The organism is Thiothrix fructosivorans (genome assembly GCF_017349355.1).
Taxonomy (GTDB): domain Bacteria; phylum Pseudomonadota; class Gammaproteobacteria; order Thiotrichales; family Thiotrichaceae; genus Thiothrix; species Thiothrix fructosivorans.
This window is the reverse complement of record NZ_JAFMPM010000008.1, coordinates 165799-184613: the sequence shown is the minus strand read 5'-3', so window position 1 is coordinate 184613 and position 18815 is coordinate 165799. Positions and strand designations below refer to the sequence as shown.

Sequence of the window (18815 nt, the reverse complement as noted above, 5' to 3'; positions counted from 1 at the left end):
CCGCTTTAACGTATAATCCAGTGCAGTATTGTAGCCGAACCGGACGTTGACACATGAAAAATTCTCCTGATACCGTCAGTATCATCGTACCCTTCTATAACGAAGAAGGGAATGTACTGCCACTGGTTAAGCGCGTTGGTGAAGCGCTTGCGCACTTTGAATGCCAGTGGGAACTGGTGCTGGTGGACGATGGCAGTTCCGACCAGACACTAAAACGCCTGCATGAAGCCTCCACACAATTTGGTCATCATATCCACGTTGTCGAGCTGCAACGCAATTTCGGGCAAACCGCCGCGATGCAAGCGGGCATCGACCAATCACGCGGCAGCCTGCTAGTCACACTGGATGGCGATTTGCAAAACGACCCCGCCGACATCCCCGCCATGATTAAAGAATTGCAGGAACGTGACCTCGATTTGCTGGTCGGCTGGCGTAAAAACCGCAAAGACACGCTGATTATGCGCAAGATTCCTTCGCGCATTGCCAATCGCCTGATCCGCAAAGTCACCGGCGTGAACTTGCACGACTACGGTTGCAGCCTCAAAGTCTACCGCGCATCGGTGATGAAACGGGTGCGGCTTTACGGTGAAATGCACCGCTTTATTCCGGCGTGGGTCGCCACCGCTGTACCGCCTTCACGCATTGGCGAAACCGTGGTGAATCACAATGAGCGCTTGAGCGGTGAATCCAAATACGGCATTTCACGCACCTTCCGGGTGATTATCGACTTACTGTTTATGTGGTTCTTTATGCGGTATCGGGCGCGTCCTGGGCATTTGTTTGGCACAATTGGCTTGGCGTTTGGCTTGATCGGTTCACTGATTTTGTCGTGGTTGGGCATCGACAAATTCATTCTGGGAAATGACATTGGTGGTCGCCCCTTGTTGTTGGCGGGGGTAATGCTGGTGATAACCTCCATACAATTTTTAACCACCGGCATTATCGCGGAAATGTTATCGCGGATTTACTTTGAATCATCCAGCCGCAATGCTTACGTGATTCGCCCGCTGCGTGACGAAGTAGAACCTGAACACACTTGGCACACCCCTAGCACATGAGAGTAGCATCAGGTTTGCGGCACTGGCTGCTGCACAGCGGGGATGGTTTCCTGCTACCGCTGGTTATACTGGCATTCTTCTGGCAGTTGGGTACGCCTGCGCTGTTTGACCTCGATGAAGGTGCATTCAGCGCGGCAACGTGGGAAATGCTCCATCGGGGCGATTTCATTACCACCTTCCTCAACGGCGAGCCGCGTTTTGATAAACCCATTCTGATTTACTGGTTGCAAGCACTGAGTGTGTCAGCATTCGGAATCAGTGAATGGAGCTTGCGTTTGCCGTCGGCATTAACGGCGAGTGCGTGGGTCATGGCGACGTATTACTTCGCCAAACCGCGAATGCCTCGGCAAAACGCTATTCTCGTCGCCGTGATGCTGGCAACGTCTGCGATGATTATCGTCATTGGGCGGGCAGCAACGGCAGATGCAGTGCTCAATCTGCTGATTGCATTAACGCTATTTGATGTGTGGCGGTATTGGGAACAACCCACGCGCATGGTGTTATTTCGGGTATTTTTGTGGCTAGGTTTGGGCTTTTTGTGTAAAGGCCCGGTCGCCGTTGCGATTCCATTTGTGGTCAGTGCATTTCTGTACCTGAGCCATCAACAATGGCAAACGTGGTTGAAAACCGTGTTCAACCCCTACGGTTTGATGGTGTTTCTGGCGGTGGCTGCACCGTGGTACATCCTTGAATATCAGGCGCAAGGGCAAGCCTTCATTGAGGGCTTCTTCTTCAAGCACAACGTGGATCGCTTCTCCGACACGATGGAAGGACACGGTGGGCAAGTCTGGTATTACCTTGTGGCGCTGCCGTTTATCATCATGCCGTTCGGTGGTTTGCTGGTGCAATTGGTGCGGAAGGCAGGTGGTGAAGGTATTGATCGGTTTTTGTGGTTTTGGTTTGCGTTTGTGTTTGTGTTTTTTTCGTTCTCTAATACGCAATTACCGCATTATTTGTTGTATGGCATTACGCCTTTGCTGTTATTGCTGGCAAAGCATTGTGGCGAGAATCCCAATCGCTGGCTGGCGGTTGTGCCTGCGGTGTTGGTAGCAGTAGTGCTGTTATTTTTACCGGAATTACTGGCGCAGGCAGTGGTACAGAACCCAACACCATACTTCCAAGGGCTGTTGGAACAAGCACAGCAAGGCATGGGGATTTTCTACCGAGCTGCTACGGGGATTTATTTGCTGGCACTACTGGCGTTGTTGTTGTGGGCTAATGTGCAAAATTACTTGCGCTTAATCGGGGTAGCAGTGCTCCAGACCTTGTTTTTGGGCAGCATATTGATTCCTGTCGTGGCTTTCACCCAGCAAGCTGCTGTGAAAAACGCTGCACATTTCGCACAACAACATTTGACCGCAACCCCGGATCGGATCGGTGCTACCATCGTGATGGATGGCGTGAATATGCCCAGTTTTACCACCTACCGCGAAGCCATTACGCCGCGTCGTGCCCCTGAAGTAGGCGAATACGTATTTTCTAAAGCCGATCATTTGCAACCAGCGGATGCTTACGTGGTCGTATTCAAACAAGGCGGTTTAGTGCTAGCAAAAAAGGTAACAGCACCATGAGGGATGAAGCAGAAACTAGCGGTGTGCCGGTTTTATTGATGTTGCTGCTGGCAGGTGTCGTGGGAGCAAGTGACTTAAACACGCCTTTGTTTCTGGCAATGCAGCAATTCACGGCATTCTTTCCCGATACCGTCTGGGCAAATCTGACTATTTTAGGCGATGCACTGGTATCACTGGTATTGTTGAGCTTGTTCGCATTTCGTTACCCAAGTTTGTTGCCCGTTGGATTGTTAGCGGGATTAGTCGCGACCTTGTTTACGCGCAGTTTGAAGCCGTTACTTGCCGTAGAGCGCCCCTTGACGGTATTGGGTGATCAAGTTCATCTTATTGGCACTGACTTATTTAACTTTAGCTTTCCATCAGGGCATACCACTGCTGCGTTTGTTGTCGCGGGTGTCTATGCGCTGGTATTGCAACGTAATCGTCTGACCGCCGCATTCTTTGCGCTGGCACTGTTGGCGGGTTTCAGTCGTATCGGCGTAGGTGCACACTGGCCGATGGATGTGTTCGCAGGCGCTGCAATCGGTTGGTTTTCTGCGTGGGTGGGCTGGACTGTGGCGCAACACTGGCAATGGCCGCATTCACCGAACGGGCAACGCACCTTTGCCCTGCTCTTTCTGGGACTCGCATTGTTACTGTTTTGGCTCAATACAGGTTATCCACAAGCCATCCGGTTACAACAACTGATCGCCAGCCTAGCTACCATTACCAGCGTGATCAGGCTTTGGCAAATCCGCCGCAACCGACGCTAAACCCTTATGATTATTAACCGCTATCTGTTTAAAGAAATTGCCCTCAGCTTTGCTGCGACACTGCTGGTCTTAACGCTGATCATTGTGGGCAATACTTTTGTACGTTTGTTGGCGGATGCGAGTACCGGCAACTTGCCCGCCGATTTAGTGGGTAACTTATTGTGGTTCAGCTCGTTGAAACAATTGATCCGCCTGATTCCAGTCGCACTGCTGATTGGCATGATGCTGGCCTTTAGTCGATTGTATCGTGATTCAGAAATGGCGGCATTGCGGGCAGCGGGGTTTGCACCGCGTCATTTTTACCGCGCTATTTTCAGCTTTGTGTTGCCGCTGACGCTGTTGCTGGCGGTGCTGGTGATTGTGGTGTCGCCGTGGCTGGAAACCAATAATGCTGAATTACGCCGCGAAATCAATGAACGCCCTGAAGCCGCTGGTATTCCACCCGGTGAGTTTGTCAGTTCTGGCACAGCAGAACGCAATTACACGGCACTCGCCGAAAGTATCGACCCTAGCCGCACGGTCATGGAACGTTTCTTTATCCGCGTGAAAGACGGCGACAATGAAGTGTTAATTTGGGCAAAAGCGGCGGTCTTGTTTATTGACTCCGGCAGCGGTGAGCGCGTCTTGCAGATTAGCGAGGGCTATCGTTACGAAGCTGACCCTGCCCACGGTGGTATGACGGTGATTCGTTTTGGCGAACACAGCATCCGTATTCCGCTGAAAGATTACACCGCTAGCCACAGCCTGGCGGCGATGTCCTTCCTTGAATTGTGGCAAAAAACCGATAATGCCGCGCGTGCCGAAATGCAATGGCGCATTGCGGTCATTGTTTCCGCTCCGCTATTGGCATTCTTAGCCTTTCCCCTCAGCTATACCGCGCCACGGCAAGGGCGTTATGGAAAAGTGGGCATTGCCATTCTCATTTATGCTGTTTACGCCAGTATTTTGGCAACCGTGCGCGGCATGATCGAACGCGGTGACTTCCCCGCTCTGCCGGGCTTATGGTCGGTGCATTTATTAATCCTTGGCTTAGCCTTCTGGCTCTTACGCAAATATTATGGAAAACCCTCATGAATTTTTTAGAACGCTACCTCTGGAAAAGCGTCCTGACTAGCATCCTAATCACTTGGTTATCTCTCGCTCTACTCGACCGCTTCTTTGCCTTCCTTAGTGAAATGGGGGATGTCAGCCCAGAAACACAATACGGCAACTTGCAAGCCCTGTATTACACCCTGATGGGTACGCCGAAAATCCTCTACGACTATTTTCCAACCGTCACCTTAATTGGCAGCTTACTTGGCTTGGGCAATTTAGCAGCCAATAGCGAATTAACCGCCATGCGGGCGGCAGGTGTGTCGATTCGTCAAATAGTGGTCATGACGCTGAAACTAGGGCTTGCGCTGGCAATAGTGGTATTTGTGTTGGGTGAATGGATAGCACCACGCACCGAACTCGCCGCGAGTAGCTTCAAATTACGAATGCAGCAAAAGCAATTAGCCATCGGTAATCAAGGTGTTTGGGTCAAAGATGGTAATCGTATTCTCAATATTGCAACACTTTGGTCAGCAAACAAGATGGAGGGTGTTTCGATTTACGCAATCAATCCAGAAGAAGGGCGTATTGAAAGCATTACTCATGCGGCGAGAGCGGAACGCGATGCAGACGGGTGGATGTTATACGACCTTAAGCGTCAAACGATTCGTGCGGATGGGGTGACGCAAGAAGTGCTGGAACAAGTTCACCAAACTGACCTCATTCCCGAACAAGTAATGAGTATTGCGGCGGTGAAACCGAATCAACTGGCAGCTAGCCAGTTAGCCGATTACATTCAACATCAGCACGATAATGCTTTAAGCAGTGCGCACTTTGAACAAGCTTTTTGGCAGCATTTCACGACACCGCTGTCAACATTGGTAATGCTAGTATTGGCTGCTCCCTTTGTGTTTGGCTTTCAACGCAATAGTGGAGCGGGACAACGTATCTTTATTGGCATCCTGATTGGTATCGGTTTCTTCTTATTCAATCGTACCTTGGGAAGTATCGGGATTGTGTATGGTGTTCCACCGCTACTTTCAGCAACGTTGCCTTTATTGATCTTCCTAGTAGGTGGGTTGTGGATGCTAAGAGGAATACGTTGATAAACGGTTAACGAACTTTACCCGCTGATGCAGGCATTTTTATGACGTTGTAGTTCACAAATCATAGGCATAAAAAAAGCCCCGCAACAGAAACCGTTAACGGGGCTTTTAGGAATAGTGCTTGGCGTTGACCTACTCTCACATGGGGAGACCCCACACTACCATCGGCGATGCTGCGTTTCACTTCTGAGTTCGGGATGGGATCAGGTGGTTCCACAGCTCTATGGACACCAAGCAAACTGGCAAGGTTGGGAAGGTTTATTAGTCTCCCCGACCTAATCTGGAAAAATATCAAGTGATACGTAATGCTGAGGTCTGACAGTTGCCTGTCTTCGATGTATACATCTCTAGTAGACCATTTTGGGTTATAGGATCAAGCCTCACGGGCAATTAGTACTGGTTAGCTACATACATTACTGCACTTCCACACCCAGCCTATCAACGTCGTAGTCTCCAACGGCCCTTTAGGACCCTCAAGGGGTCAGGGAGATCTCATCTTGGGAGGGGCTTCCCGCTTAGATGCTTTCAGCGGTTATCCCGTCCGAACATAGCTACCCTGCAATGCCACTGGCGTGACAACAGGAACACCAGAGGTTCGTCCAACCCGGTCCTCTCGTACTAAGGTCAGCTTCCCTCAAATCTCCAACGCCCACGGCAGATAGGGACCGAACTGTCTCACGACGTTCTGAACCCAGCTCGCGTACCACTTTAAATGGCGAACAGCCATACCCTTGGGACCTGCTTCAGCCCCAGGATGTGATGAGCCGACATCGAGGTGCCAAACTCCCCCGTCGATATGGACTCTTGGGAGGAATCAGCCTGTTATCCCCGGAGTACCTTTTATCCGTTGAGCGATGGCCCTTCCATTCAGAGCCACCGGATCACTAAGACCTACTTTCGTACCTGCTCGACTTGTCTGTCTCGCAGTCAAGCGTGCTTATGCCTTTACACAAACCTCACGATTTCCGACCGTGATTAGCACACCTTCGCGCTCCTCCGTTACTCTTTAGGAGGAGACCGCCCCAGTCAAACTACCCACCATGTATTGTCCCCGGCATTGTGATGCCTGGGTTAGAACTCCGAACATACCAGGGTGGTATTTCAAGGACGACTCCACCAGAACTGGCGTTCCAGTTTCATAGTCTCCCACCTATCCTACACAAGTAGGTTCAAAGTTCAATACAAAGCTATAGTAAAGGTTCACGGGGTCTTTCCGTCTAGCCGCGGGTACACTGCATCTTCACAGCGATTTCAATTTCACTGAGTCTCGGATGGAGACAGTGCCGCCATCGTTACGCCATTCGTGCAGGTCGGAACTTACCCGACAAGGAATTTCGCTACCTTAGGACCGTTATAGTTACGGCCGCCGTTTACCGGGGCTTCGATCAAGAGCTTCGCTTGCGCTAACCCCATCAATTAACCTTCCGGCACCGGGCAGGCGTCACACCCTATACGTCCTCTTTCGAGTTTGCAGAGTGCTGTGTTTTTGATAAACAGTCGCAGCGGCCTGGTCTCTGCGGCCCGCTTTCGCGGGCGTACCTTCTCCCGAAGTTACGGTACCATTTTGCCTAGTTCCTTCATCCGAGTTCTCTCAAGCGCCTTGGAATTCTCATCCAGCCCACCTGTGTCGGTTTGGGGTACGGTCAGCACTAACCTGAAGCTTAGGGACTTTTCTTGGAAGCAGGGCATCAAACACTTCAGTACCGTAGTACCTCGTCATCACGCCTCAGTGTTAATAGATTCCCGGATTTGCCTAAGAATCCCACCTAAACGCTTAAACAACCATCCAATAGGTTGCTGTCCTAGCCTTCTCCGTCCTCCCATCGCAGTTAGTGCCGGTACAGGAATATTGACCTGTTTCCCATCGACTACGCATTTCTGCCTCGCCTTAGGGGCCGACTAACCCTGCGCCGATTAACGTTGCGCAGGAAACCTTGGGCTTTCGGCGGACGGGTTTTTCACCCGTCTTGTCGTTACTTATGTCAGCATTCGCACTTCTGATACCTCCAGCAAACTTTCCAGTTCACCTTCACAGGCGTACAGAACGCTCCTCTACCACTTGAATAAATTCAAGTCCGCAGCTTCGGTGTGTGGCTTAAGCCCCGTTGAATCTTCCGCGCAGGCCGACTCGACCAGTGAGCTATTACGCTTTCTTTAAAGGATGGCTGCTTCTAAGCCAACCTCCTGGCTGTCTGTGCCTTCCCACATCGTTTCCCACTGAGCCACAACTTGGGGACCTTAGCTGGCGGTCTGGGTTGTTTCCCTTTTGACAACGGACGTTAGCACCCGCTGTCTGTCTCCCGTGCTCGCACTTCCTAGTATTCGGAGTTTGCAATGGGTTGGTAAGCCGGTCAGGGCCCCCTAGCCATAACAGTGCTCTACCCCTAGGAGTGATACACGAGGCGCTACCTAAATAGCTTTCGAGGAGAACCAGCTATCTCCGAGCTTGATTAGCCTTTCACTCCTATCCACAGCTCATCCCCTAACTTTTCAACGGTAGTGGGTTCGGTCCTCCAGTGTATGTTACTACACCTTCAACCTGGCCATGGATAGATCGCTCGGTTTCGGGTCTACTCCCAGCGACTGAACGCCCTGTTCAGACTCGCTTTCGCTACGCCTCCCCTATCGGTTAAGCTTGCCACTGAAAGTAAGTCGCTGACCCATTATACAAAAGGTACGCAGTCACCCCATAGGGCTCCCACTGCTTGTACGTACACGGTTTCAGGTTCTATTTCACTCCCTTCACCAGGGTTCTTTTCGCCTTTCCCTCACGGTACTGGTTCACTATCGGTCAGTCAGTAGTATTTAGCCTTGGAGGATGGTCCCCCCATCTTCAGACAGGATTTCACGTGTCCCGCCCTACTTAATATGTCCTTAAAGCATTTTCGTGTACGGGGCTATCACCCGGTATCGCTGGCCTTTCCATACCATTCCACTAACACTAAAAGATTCGGCTGCTCCCCGTTCGCTCGCCGCTACTGGGGGAATCTCGGTTGATTTCTTTTCCTACAGGTACTTAGATGTTTCAGTTCCCTGCGTTCGCTTCCCTTGCGGGATACCACAAAAGTGGTGGGTTTCCCCATTCGGAAATCTACGGGTCAATGCCAATTTGCAGGCTAACCGTAGCTTATCGCATGCTATAACGTCCTTCATCGCCTCTGACTGCCAAGGCATCCACCGTGTACGCTTAGTCACTTGATCCTATAACCCGAAACAGTCTACTACCTTTTGTGCGGTAAACTCGGGCTACAGAGTGTCTATAATCTCGTAACGATCAATCTTGAGATATATAATCTTCTCAGTTATATATTTCGCCTTGATATTTTTCCATTTTGTTAAAGAACGACCTATCTACTTAGGTTGAACCGACAAAAGCCAGTGCAAAGCAGCCCACAGGGCTGCTTTGCGGTGACTTCTGAAGTTACCGTGGTTGTGTGCATTTATTGCAATGCCTTTTTGGTGTTAAGTGCTTAGTATCATTATAACTAATGTTACTGCTACGTTGACCAGAAAGTGGTGGAGCCAGACGGGATCGAACCGACGACCTCCTGCGTGCAAGGCAGGCGCTCTCCCAGCTGAGCTATGGCCCCTTTGAACCTTTGCAATGCAAGAGTGGTGGGTCTAGGTGGACTCGAACCACCGGCCTCACCCTTATCAGGGGTGCGCTCTAACCAACTGAGCTATAGACCCGTGTTCGGTACTAGAGCACTTGCAATAAATGTGGTCTGCCAGACTACTTGTGTGGGAACTTGTGATCGCTTGATCGGCGTTTCTCGTAAAGGAGGTGATCCAGCCGCAGGTTCCCCTACGGCTACCTTGTTACGACTTCACCCCAGTCATCGGCCACACCGTGGCAAGCGCCCTCCTTGCGGTTAGACTACCTGCTTCTGGTGCAACAAACTCCCATGGTGTGACGGGCGGTGTGTACAAGGCCCGGGAACGTATTCACCGCGACATGCTGATTCGCGATTACTAGCGATTCCGACTTCACGGAGTCGAGTTGCAGACTCCGATCCGGACTACGGATGGCTTTCTGGGATTTGCTCCACCTCGCGGTATCGCTTCCCTCTGTACCACCCATTGTAGCACGTGTGTAGCCCTGGTCATAAGGGCCATGATGACTTGACGTCATCCCCACCTTCCTCCGGTTTGTCACCGGCAGTCTCCTTAGAGTTCCCACCATTACGTGCTGGCAACTAGGGATAGGGGTTGCGCTCGTTGCGGGACTTAACCCAACATCTCACGACACGAGCTGACGACAGCCGTGCAGCACCTGTGTTAGTGTTCCCGAAGGCACCAAAACATTTCTGCTAAGTTCACTACATGTCAAGACCAGGTAAGGTTCTTCGCGTTGCATCGAATTAAACCACATGCTCCACCGCTTGTGCGGGCCCCCGTCAATTCCTTTGAGTTTTACTCTTGCGAGCGTACTCCCCAGGCGGTCAACTTAATACGTTAGCTCCACCACCAAACTCTAAAGCGAGCCTGACGGCTAGTTGACATCGTTTACGGCGTGGACTACCAGGGTATCTAATCCTGTTTGCTACCCACGCTTTCGTGCCTCAGCGTCAGTGTTGGTCCAGAGAGTCGCCTTCGCCACTGATGTTCCTTCCGATCTCTATGCATTTCACCGCTACACCGGAAATTCCACTCTCCTCTCCCACACTCTAGTCTACCAGTATCAGATGCAGTTCCCAGGTTGAGCCCGGGGATTTCACATCTGACTTAATAAACCGCCTACGCACGCTTTACGCCCAGTAATTCCGATTAACGCTTGCACCCTCCGTATTACCGCGGCTGCTGGCACGGAGTTAGCCGGTGCTTCTTCTGTTGGTAACGTCATTATCTTCCCAACTGAAAGTGCTTTACAACCCGCAGGCCTTCTTCACACACGCGGTATTGCTGGATCAGGCTTCCGCCCATTGTCCAATATTCCCGACTGCTGCCTCCCGTAGGAGTCCGGGCCGTGTCTCAGTCCCGATGTGGCTGGCCATCCTCTCAGACCAGCTAAAGATCGTCGCCTTGGTAAGCCTTTACCTTACCAACTAGCTAATCTTACGCGGGCTCATTAAATAGCGGCTTGCGCCTTTCCCCCGTAGGGCGTATGCGGTATTAATCCGGCTTTCGCCGGGCTGTCCCCCACTACTCAGTAGATTCCCACGTGTTACTCACCCGTCCGCCACTGAATCCGAAGATTCCGTTCGACTTGCATGTCTTAAGCATACCGCCAGCGTTCAATCTGAGCCAGGATCAAACTCTTCAGTTCAATCTTTATCTTTTGAAATTGAAGAGCAAATCCATCGAAATTACGTTTTAATTACATTAACGTGAACTCAATGGTTGCTTGCTTCTTGTGCTTCTCAACACAATCACAAGCCCCCACACAAGTTTTCTGGCTTCTTTTGTTAATCTACGCACTGCTCTCTAAGCAGCGAGGGGCGAATCTTAAAGGCTTTCGAGGTTCGTGTCAAACACTTTCTCAAAATTCTTTCGGACTCTAAAAGCAAAATTCAATTCCCTAAGTCCTTGATTCTGCTTTTGTTTCAGAGCGTTTTTGCCCTGAGTGAGCGGCGCATTATACAGGCTGGGTTAAGCCCGTCAACCTGTTTTTTACAACTTTGGGGAATGTTTTTAGCGCACCTCACGCCATTCAATCCCATCCTCTTGATTTGCCAATTGAATCCAATTTTTCTCGCAACCAAGACCGGCACACAATGCCTGATACGCATAATCAGGCAGGTTGTTATTCTCACTCAAATGCATCCCGATCAAATGCTGTAATTTGCTTACATCCAGTTGCGTCAGTAAATGTGTCGACTGTTTATTGTCTAAATGCCCGTAACGCCCCGCCACGCGTGCTTTCAACGAAGGTGGATACACACCGTTAGCCAACAGCGTTGCATCGTAATTACATTCCAACATAAGCGCATCCAAACGATGCAGCATTTGCAGGATCAGCGGCGTATGACTACCCACATCCGTCAAGATACCCAATTGGTGATTGCCATTACCAAACACAAACTGACATGGCTCACGCGCATCGTGCGGCACAGGGAATGGCGTGATCTGTAAATCTTGAATATCCAATGCCTGATGGACATTGATGTAGTGGGTTTGTGCGAAATTAACATCACGCATGGCGTGATACGTGCCCACCGTCAACCACACAGGAAGGTTATAACGACGTGACAGTCGCCCCACCCCAGCGGCATGATCACCGTGTTCGTGGGTAATCAGAATAGCAGTGAGGGATTGCGGCGCACACCCTAAGCGTTGCAAACGCCGCTCGGTTTCACTGAGAGAGAAACCGCAGTCCAGCAAAACACGCGTTTTGCCAGACTCAATCAACGCACCGTTGCCTTTGCTACCACTACCGAGGGAAGCAAACCGCAACATTAGCGCTCAAATTCGGACTTGAGACGCCCCAACAATGCTGTAGCGGCAGCAGGCTTAAGTGGGTTACCTTCCGCATCGCCAACGGTAATCAAGCTGCGATTGCCTGCATCAGAAATTTGCACCTGATACTTGCTACCTTCTTTCAACGCCGCCTTGTCAGACTTAAACAGGTTACTGAAGAAACCTTGTTTACTGCCCTCATCATCACTGTAAGTCGCCAGATAAACACCGTTAGCACGTTGCTGACCTTCGATGCTCATCCCGATCCGTCCCAGCATGACACCAGTACGAATCCACACATCATTCGCCGCACCGCCCACCACCAACGCAGGCTGTCCACCTTCTAACTGCGTCATAGCAACTGGCGCAGCCGTGAGCTTGGATTCTGCAACAGGTTGCGCAGTGGCAGTAGCATCGCCACCTTGGAAAAAGACCATCAAGCGGTTGAGCATTTCAGCTTCCAGCTCCGGTCTAGCAGGCACGTATTGCCATTTTGACCCCGTAGCACTCACGGACTCTTCCGCCCGTTCGTGGCTCAGGTAAACATTAGTCGTTGCAGCGCTAGGGCGTTCCAAACGAATCTTGAAACGGTCGCGGCTACCCGCGTCATACATGCCTTCAAAGGCTTTGCCGATGGTTTTGCGGATGAAATCCAACGGAATTTCCGCCTTATTCTCCGCCCAATCGGTTTCCATAATGCCAACACGCGGTTCATCGCGCTTGATCTCAACACCCATGGCACGCCAGTATTCCTGCAACTTCGGCCACACCGCCTCGGCGGGTGCATTCACCTGCAACCAACGCACATTACCTTCGCGCATCAGTTGAATACCCGCATTCGTCGGCAATACCACCGCACTGCCTTGTTGCGCATCACCACGCGCTAGTGCCGAAGCACTCACCGAACCACCGGGAATAGTGGCATAGGTCGAATCATAATCCGGGGCTTTCAAATCCGGCGGCACTTCCAGCGCATTGATGCTTTTATTGTTTTTGTAATCCACCCGCTCGCCAACCGCATCAATGTTCAAGCCAGAACAAGCTGCTAACGCCAGTGATGCACTAATAACCACCACAGGGCGTGATAGAGAAAGAATATTCATGGGGCTCATTGTCTATTCCGTTTAGAAAACTAACACTCAATACCCGCTTTACGCATCGCTGCCAGCACTTGGGGCTTAATGGCATCAGAACACGGTACAAGCGGTAAACGAATACCGCGCTCATCCCCAAAACCCATCTTGGCTAATGCCCATTTCACCGGCATTGGGTTGGGTTCGAGGAACAAATCTTTATGCAAATCTTCCAGCGTCGCATTAATACGGCTGGCGGTGGCGCGATCACCGACTAACGCCGCCGCACACATTTCGTGCATGGCTTTCGGTGCAACATTGGCAGTCACCGAAATATCGCCTTTGCCGCCCATCAGGATCAGCTCCATCGCCGTCGCATCATCACCGCTATACAAGTCGATACGCTCACCACAACGTTGCAGAATATCTGCCGCACGTTCCAGATTACCCGTCGCTTCCTTAATCCCAATGATATTGGAAATGTGCGCAAGACGTTCCACCGTCTCCGGCAACATATCGCACGCGGTACGACCAGGCACGTTATAAAGGATTTGCGGAATCGCCACGCGTTCAGCGATCAACTTATGATGTTGATACAAACCTTCCTGCGTGGGTTTATTGTAATACGGTGTGACCAGCAAACACGCGTCTGCACCATCTTGCATCGCGATTTGCGTCATTTCAATCGCTTCCGCCGTGCTATTCGAGCCGGTGCCTGCAATGACAGGGACTTTTCCTGCCACTAATTGAATCACACGTTTCATGACATGACGGTGTTCTTTGTAATCCAAAGTTGCCGACTCGCCGGTAGTGCCGACTGCTACAATAGCATCGGTACCGTTTTCTAGATGAAAGGCTACAAGCGCTTCCAGCGCCGCCTCATCCACATCCCCGTTGGCTGTCATCGGGGTAATGAGTGCCACCATACTGCCGCGAAACATGCAATCCTCCAAAAAATGATTTGACAGCATACTACTGAGGCGGTTAATGAAACACAAGCATTACACGATTACCACCCTAGCCCACACTAACAGGAGACCACCATGACCACACCCACACTCGGAAACGCTGTCGATGATTTCAACTTACCCGCTACTTCCGGTATAAGCTTCCGCCTGTCTGATTTCAAGGACAAAGCCAATGTCGTCCTCTACTTTTATCCTAAGGATAGTACACCCGGTTGTACCACAGAAGGTCAAGATTTCCGCGATGCATATACCCAGTTTCAGGCAAGCGACACGGTTATTTTCGGCATCTCCCGCGATAGCCTAAAATCGCATGAAAACTTTAAAGCGAAGCAAGCGTTTCCGTTTGAATTATTAGCCGATACCGAGGAAGTGGTGTGCCAATTATTCGCTGTCATCAAATTGAAAAATATGTACGGTAAACAGGTGCTCGGCATTGAACGTAGCACTTTCTTAATCGACAAGCAGGGAATTCTCCGCCATGAATGGCGCAAGGTTTCTGTTAAAGGTCATGTGGAAGCCGTACTCACGGCGGCACAGGCACTCACCTAACGCTAACAACCATCAGGAATAATATGAGCAAAATACCAGCCACGCATACACACGAAAAACGCTTATTTGTCCTCGACACCAATGTGCTGATGCACGACCCCACTGCCCTCTTCCGCTTCCAAGAACACGATATTTTCCTGCCAATGGTGGTGCTGGAAGAACTCGATCACAGCAAGAAAGGTGTCTCCGAAGTCGCCCGCAATGTGCGCCAAGTTAGCCGCTTCATGGATGATTTGATTTCAGCCGCAGGTGCTGATGCTATCCACGCAGGCGTGCCGCTATCCAGCAACACGCAATATGGCAAGGGCAAAGTACCCAGCGGCAACCTGATGTTTCAAACCGAAGCACTGGATTACCCCGCCCCCACTGGCTTGCCGGGCGATTCGCCAGATAACACCATCCTCACGGTCGCCTTGAGTTTGCAGGATAAATACCCCGAACGTGACGTGATTCTGGTTTCCAAAGACATCAATCTGCGTATTAAAGCCACCATCGTCGGTTTAAAAGCCGAGGATTATTTCAACGACCAAGTGCTGGATGATGCCGACCTCTTACCCACTGGCTTCCACGAACTGCCGCCCGATTTCTGGGAAGCGCACAATAAAGAAATGGAATCGTGGAAAGAACACGGGCATACCTTCTACAAGCTGTTTGGCCCGTTGACGCAAGAATGGCTACCGGGGCATTTTCTCGCCTTACCGGGTGATCAGCCATTCCAAGCGATTGTACGCAAGAAAACGGCTGATCACGTCGTGATTGAAACCATCCGCGATTTCACCGAGCCGCGCCATGCCGTGTGGGGCATTACCGCCCGTAACCGTGAACAGAATTTTGCCCTGAATTTGCTGATGGACCCCGATATTGATTTCGTGACCTTGCTGGGTGCAGCAGGTACGGGCAAAACCTTGCTGACCCTCGCCGCAGGCTTGGCACAATTGCTGGACGAACAGCTCTACAAAGAAATCATTATGACCCGCGTGACTGTACCCGTCGGTGAAGACATTGGTTTCTTACCCGGCACAGAAGAGGAAAAAATGGCACCGTGGATGGGTGCGCTCATGGATAACCTCGAAGTGCTCACTCAACCCGCCAACGGCAGCAAATGGGGACGCAGCGCTACGGATGAATTCCTAATGAGCAAAATCAAGATCAAATCACTCAATTTTATGCGTGGTCGAACCTTCCTAAACCGTTATATCATTATCGACGAAGCGCAAAATCTCACCCCCAAACAGATGAAAACCCTGATCACCCGTGCAGGGCCGGGCACAAAAGTGGTGTGCTTGGGGAATATTGCGCAAATTGATACACCGTATCTCACTGAAACGTCGTCGGGTTTGACGTATGTGGTGGATCGTTTCAAGGGCTGGGAACACGGCGGGCATGTCACCCTGCAACGCGGCGAACGTTCGCGTTTGGCAGATTACGCTTCTGATCATCTATGAAAAACGACAACGAAAGGACTAAGCATGTTGTACGATTTTATTAATTGGATACTCGTCACGGTAGAAACGTGGGGCTATTGGGGCATTTTCTTCGCGATGACACTGGAATCCACCGTATTTCCCGTGCCGAGCGAACTGGTGGTGATTCCGGCGGGTATGTTGGCGTATCAAGGCAAACTCAATCTGTCGCTGGTCATCTTAGCCTCTACCGCTGGCAGCTTGCTGGGGGCAACGCTCAACTACGTGTTTGCGATGTGGGTAGGTCGCCCCTTCTTGGAAAAGTACGGCAAGTACTTCTTTGTGCGCCCGGCTCTACTGCATAAGACGGATATTTTCTTCACCAAGCACGGCGCAATTTCGACATTCACAGGGCGCTTGATTCCTGGGATTCGTCACCTGATTTCCTTGCCCGCCGGATTGGTGCGTATGAATTTTGCTTCATTTGCCTTCTACACCACCGTTGGTGCAGGGCTGTGGTCAATCGTACTCGCCTTGTTTGGCTATTTTATCGGCGGCAGCCAATCCGTGATTGAAGAAAACAAAACACTGATTGTACTGGCCACCCTAGGGTTTGTGGCGTTGGTGCTAGTGGGTTACTACCTCTGGCAAAAACGCCAATCAACGTAAGATAGTAGACACCTGCCTCAGTTTGACCGCACCAAATAAGGTGCTTTGGCAAACTGAGGTAGGGGTTTCGCTGTCTCCTGAACCGCATTCGCGGCGGCGGCTTTTGCCTCATCTGCTTTCCTGTCCACCAACCAATCGGTGAAACCTGCGCCAATCCACATGCTAAACAAGGCAACCCATGCGGTAATGACCAACACTACCCCACCCGTTACCCCTGCACCGACCGCACAACCACCCGCCAACATACCACCGAATCCCATCAGGCTTGCACCAACGAAAAAGCGCGTAAAACCACTGTCTTCCGTGAATTTCTGCCATTTGAATTCGCGTGTCACCAACGCCGCCAGCAATGAACCGAGGAACACGCCAGGTACTAAACCCACATCAAAGCTCAACGGTAAATGCGGTTGATTGATTAGCCCCATCAAAGTATCCGCCGAAGACCCTGTGAAACTCACACTCTTGACTTGCACAATGTCGAAGGAATTCGCTGCGTGCCAACTGGTCAACCACCACCCCAGCGCTACACTCAAACCGGTCATCATGGCAGCAAAACGCCACCATTTATTCACGTTATGACGTTGCGCAAACCACAACGCGACTAACAAAAATACTGCGCCCAACATCAGTCCACCGTAAGGCGGCAACCAATCCGCAAAACCACGCGATTCCGCATCCACCAACCACCACGACGATATTTCCTCACGCAGCGGTGACAACCCGCCTCGTAATGACGCTTGCGCCACAATCGTCACCACCAAACCCGCCACCATTGTGCGCATATTACCTGTAGCGGATAATACCAACAGGCGACTAGCACACCCACCTGCTAATACCATGCCCGCACCGAACAGCAAGCCCCCGATAATTGCGCCCGACATAGAACCCACATTATTCAACTGGCGAATTTGCTTAACATCGACCGCCCCTGTTTCAATGAAATATTGCGTAGCAAGCATTGCCGCACCAAACGCCAGCAACCAAATGGCGAACTTCGCACCCGTTTGCCCACGCCAGAATTCCACACAAGCCGCTCGCAAACAAAAACGGCTTTGTTGGGCAAAAATGCCGAAAACCAACCCCACCAATGCCCCCAGCATGGCAGATATTTCGCCAGTACTGAACTGCTCAAACAATGCTTCGTAATTCATCTCACTCTCCAGCGCTCATAAAGTGGCACGAGAAATCGCTTTAAATAACCATGAAAAGAATTGTACATAAGAATATTAGTGTTACCTAATGATCAATATCAAGATTGTGTCTGATAAAAATCAATCTGCTCAAAGCTGTAAAGCGTGAATCAGAAATTCCACCAACACGCGCGTCTTTTCCGGTAGAAACTGACGACTGGGATAAACCGCATAGACGGACACCGTTTGAGCTGAATAATCCGGCAGAATGCGTACCAACTCACCGTTTTCCAGCGAATCTATCAATTCAAAATCCGGTAACAGCACAATGCCCATACCAGCAATAGCTGCTTGTTTCAGTATTTCACCGTTGTTAGCGCACAGTTGCCCACGGATTTGCACATTGTGTGCCGTGCCAGATGGATCATAAAACATCCAGCCCTCGCGGTGACTAACATTGGTGTAGTGCAGGCATTGGTGCTGCGCTAATTCAGCAGGGGTTTGCGGCGTGCCGTGTTGTTGCAAATACGCAGGCGCGGCGACTGGCATCAAGTAAACGTTTTCCAGCTTACGCGCCACCAAACGCGAATCTTCCAACACCCCAATCCGAATCACCACGTCGTAATCGCCACTCGCCGCATCGGTATAAGCATCATCCAAATGCGCGGTGAGGTGAATATCAGGGTATTCCTGCAAAAAGCGAATCAGCCATTTTGACAAACGTAATTTACCATAAGTCATTGGCATATTGATGCGTAACGAGCCACTCAACCTGCCCTGCATGGCTAACAAATGCTGATCGACCCTCGACACTTCTTCCTGAATTTCACGGCAATGTTGGTAGTAATAATGCCCCGCTTCCGTCAAGGCAAGCTGGCGCGTATTGCGGGTCAACAAGCGCACGCCCAAATCCGCTTCCAATAATTTCAAGCGTTTACTCACTGCTGCGACCGTCAATTCCAAGCGATCAGCGGCAGCCGTAATACTCCCTGTTTCCACCACAGCAACAAAATGGCTCATGGATTCCAGTCGACTCATTGTAAACCTCAAGTTGATAGTTAATTCATATTTAGTGTCTTTATAAACCTAAGATTAAACCCTATGCTTT

Annotated in this window: 13 protein-coding genes, 2 tRNA genes and 3 rRNA genes; 8 read left to right on the top strand and 10 right to left on the bottom strand. The window is 50.8% G+C overall.

Annotated elements, in window-relative coordinates:
* Positions 1-53: 53 nt before the first annotated feature.
* The 5 genes from J1836_RS15190 to lptG are packed head-to-tail and all read left to right on the top strand — an operon-like array spanning position 54 to position 5519.
* Positions 54-1058 (top strand): glycosyltransferase family 2 protein, encoded by a 1005-nt coding sequence (locus tag J1836_RS15190; RefSeq protein ID WP_207251983.1) that lies wholly within the window; start codon positions 54-56, stop codon positions 1056-1058.
* Positions 1055-2629, top strand: a complete 1575-nt coding sequence (locus tag J1836_RS15185) for an ArnT family glycosyltransferase (RefSeq protein WP_207251982.1) — start codon at positions 1055-1057, stop codon at positions 2627-2629. Before J1836_RS15190 ends, J1836_RS15185 begins: the two co-directional genes overlap by 4 nt.
* Entirely contained in the window at positions 2626-3381 is a 756-nt protein-coding gene (locus tag J1836_RS15180; protein ID WP_207251981.1) for a phosphatase PAP2 family protein, read from the top strand. Before J1836_RS15185 ends, J1836_RS15180 begins: the two co-directional genes overlap by 4 nt.
* A gap of 6 nt (positions 3382-3387) precedes the next feature.
* Complete coding sequence (lptF, locus tag J1836_RS15175) at positions 3388-4455, top strand: LPS export ABC transporter permease LptF (protein WP_207251980.1); 1068 nt, start codon at positions 3388-3390, stop codon at positions 4453-4455.
* The gene (lptG, locus tag J1836_RS15170) at positions 4452-5519 is read left to right on the top strand and encodes an LPS export ABC transporter permease LptG (protein WP_207251979.1); all 1068 of its coding nucleotides are present in this window, start codon (positions 4452-4454) and stop codon (positions 5517-5519) included. The genes lptF and lptG overlap by 4 nt, the downstream gene beginning before the upstream one ends.
* Positions 5520-5638: 119 nt before the next feature.
* Here lptG and rrf read toward each other — a convergent pair.
* The 8 genes from rrf to dapA form a co-directional block, all read right to left on the bottom strand.
* Positions 5639-5754, bottom strand: a 5S ribosomal RNA gene (gene rrf / locus J1836_RS15165).
* 134 nt (positions 5755-5888) lie between these two features.
* A 23S ribosomal RNA gene (locus tag J1836_RS15160) occupies positions 5889-8720 on the bottom strand.
* Between the two features lie 313 nt (positions 8721-9033).
* Positions 9034-9109, bottom strand: a tRNA-Ala gene (locus tag J1836_RS15155).
* A 23-nt stretch (positions 9110-9132) separates the two neighbouring features.
* Positions 9133-9209: transfer RNA gene (locus tag J1836_RS15150), tRNA-Ile, on the bottom strand.
* A gap of 87 nt (positions 9210-9296) precedes the next feature.
* Positions 9297-10785 (bottom strand): 16S ribosomal RNA (locus J1836_RS15145).
* The 16S, 23S and 5S rRNA genes sit together here with 2 tRNA genes alongside, the layout of an rRNA operon.
* Before the next feature lie 365 nt (positions 10786-11150).
* Positions 11151-11915: an MBL fold metallo-hydrolase gene (locus tag J1836_RS15140; protein ID WP_207251978.1), complete on the bottom strand. Its 765-nt coding sequence runs from the start codon at positions 11913-11915 to the stop codon at positions 11151-11153.
* Entirely contained in the window at positions 11915-13018 is a 1104-nt protein-coding gene (bamC, locus tag J1836_RS15135; protein WP_207251977.1) for an NlpB/DapX family lipoprotein, read from the bottom strand. The genes J1836_RS15140 and bamC overlap by 1 nt, the downstream gene beginning before the upstream one ends.
* Positions 13019-13047: 29 nt before the next feature.
* A complete protein-coding gene (gene dapA / locus J1836_RS15130; protein ID WP_207251976.1) occupies positions 13048-13929 on the bottom strand; it encodes a 4-hydroxy-tetrahydrodipicolinate synthase in 882 nt (293 codons plus the stop codon).
* 102 nt (positions 13930-14031) lie between these two features.
* Between dapA and J1836_RS15125 the strand changes: the two genes are divergently transcribed.
* The 3 genes from J1836_RS15125 to J1836_RS15115 are packed head-to-tail and all read left to right on the top strand — an operon-like array spanning position 14032 to position 16577.
* A complete protein-coding gene (locus J1836_RS15125) occupies positions 14032-14505 on the top strand; it encodes a peroxiredoxin (protein WP_207251975.1) in 474 nt (157 codons plus the stop codon).
* A 23-nt stretch (positions 14506-14528) separates the two neighbouring features.
* Positions 14529-15950, top strand: a complete 1422-nt coding sequence (locus tag J1836_RS15120; RefSeq protein ID WP_207251974.1) for a PhoH family protein — start codon at positions 14529-14531, stop codon at positions 15948-15950.
* A gap of 24 nt (positions 15951-15974) precedes the next feature.
* Entirely contained in the window at positions 15975-16577 is a 603-nt protein-coding gene (locus J1836_RS15115) for a DedA family protein (RefSeq protein WP_207251973.1), read from the top strand.
* Between the two features lie 17 nt (positions 16578-16594).
* On the opposite strand, the gene J1836_RS15110 is transcribed toward J1836_RS15115, so the two are convergent.
* Together J1836_RS15110 and J1836_RS15105 are read right to left on the bottom strand one after the other, a co-directional pair.
* Positions 16595-17728: a YeeE/YedE family protein gene (locus tag J1836_RS15110; protein ID WP_207251972.1), complete on the bottom strand. Its 1134-nt coding sequence runs from the start codon at positions 17726-17728 to the stop codon at positions 16595-16597.
* Positions 17729-17857: 129 nt separating this feature from the next.
* Positions 17858-18745 carry a LysR family transcriptional regulator gene (locus J1836_RS15105; RefSeq protein WP_207251971.1) on the bottom strand — a complete coding sequence of 296 codons (888 nt, stop codon included), beginning with the start codon at positions 18743-18745 and terminating at the stop codon, positions 17858-17860.
* Positions 18746-18815 lie beyond the last annotated feature (70 nt).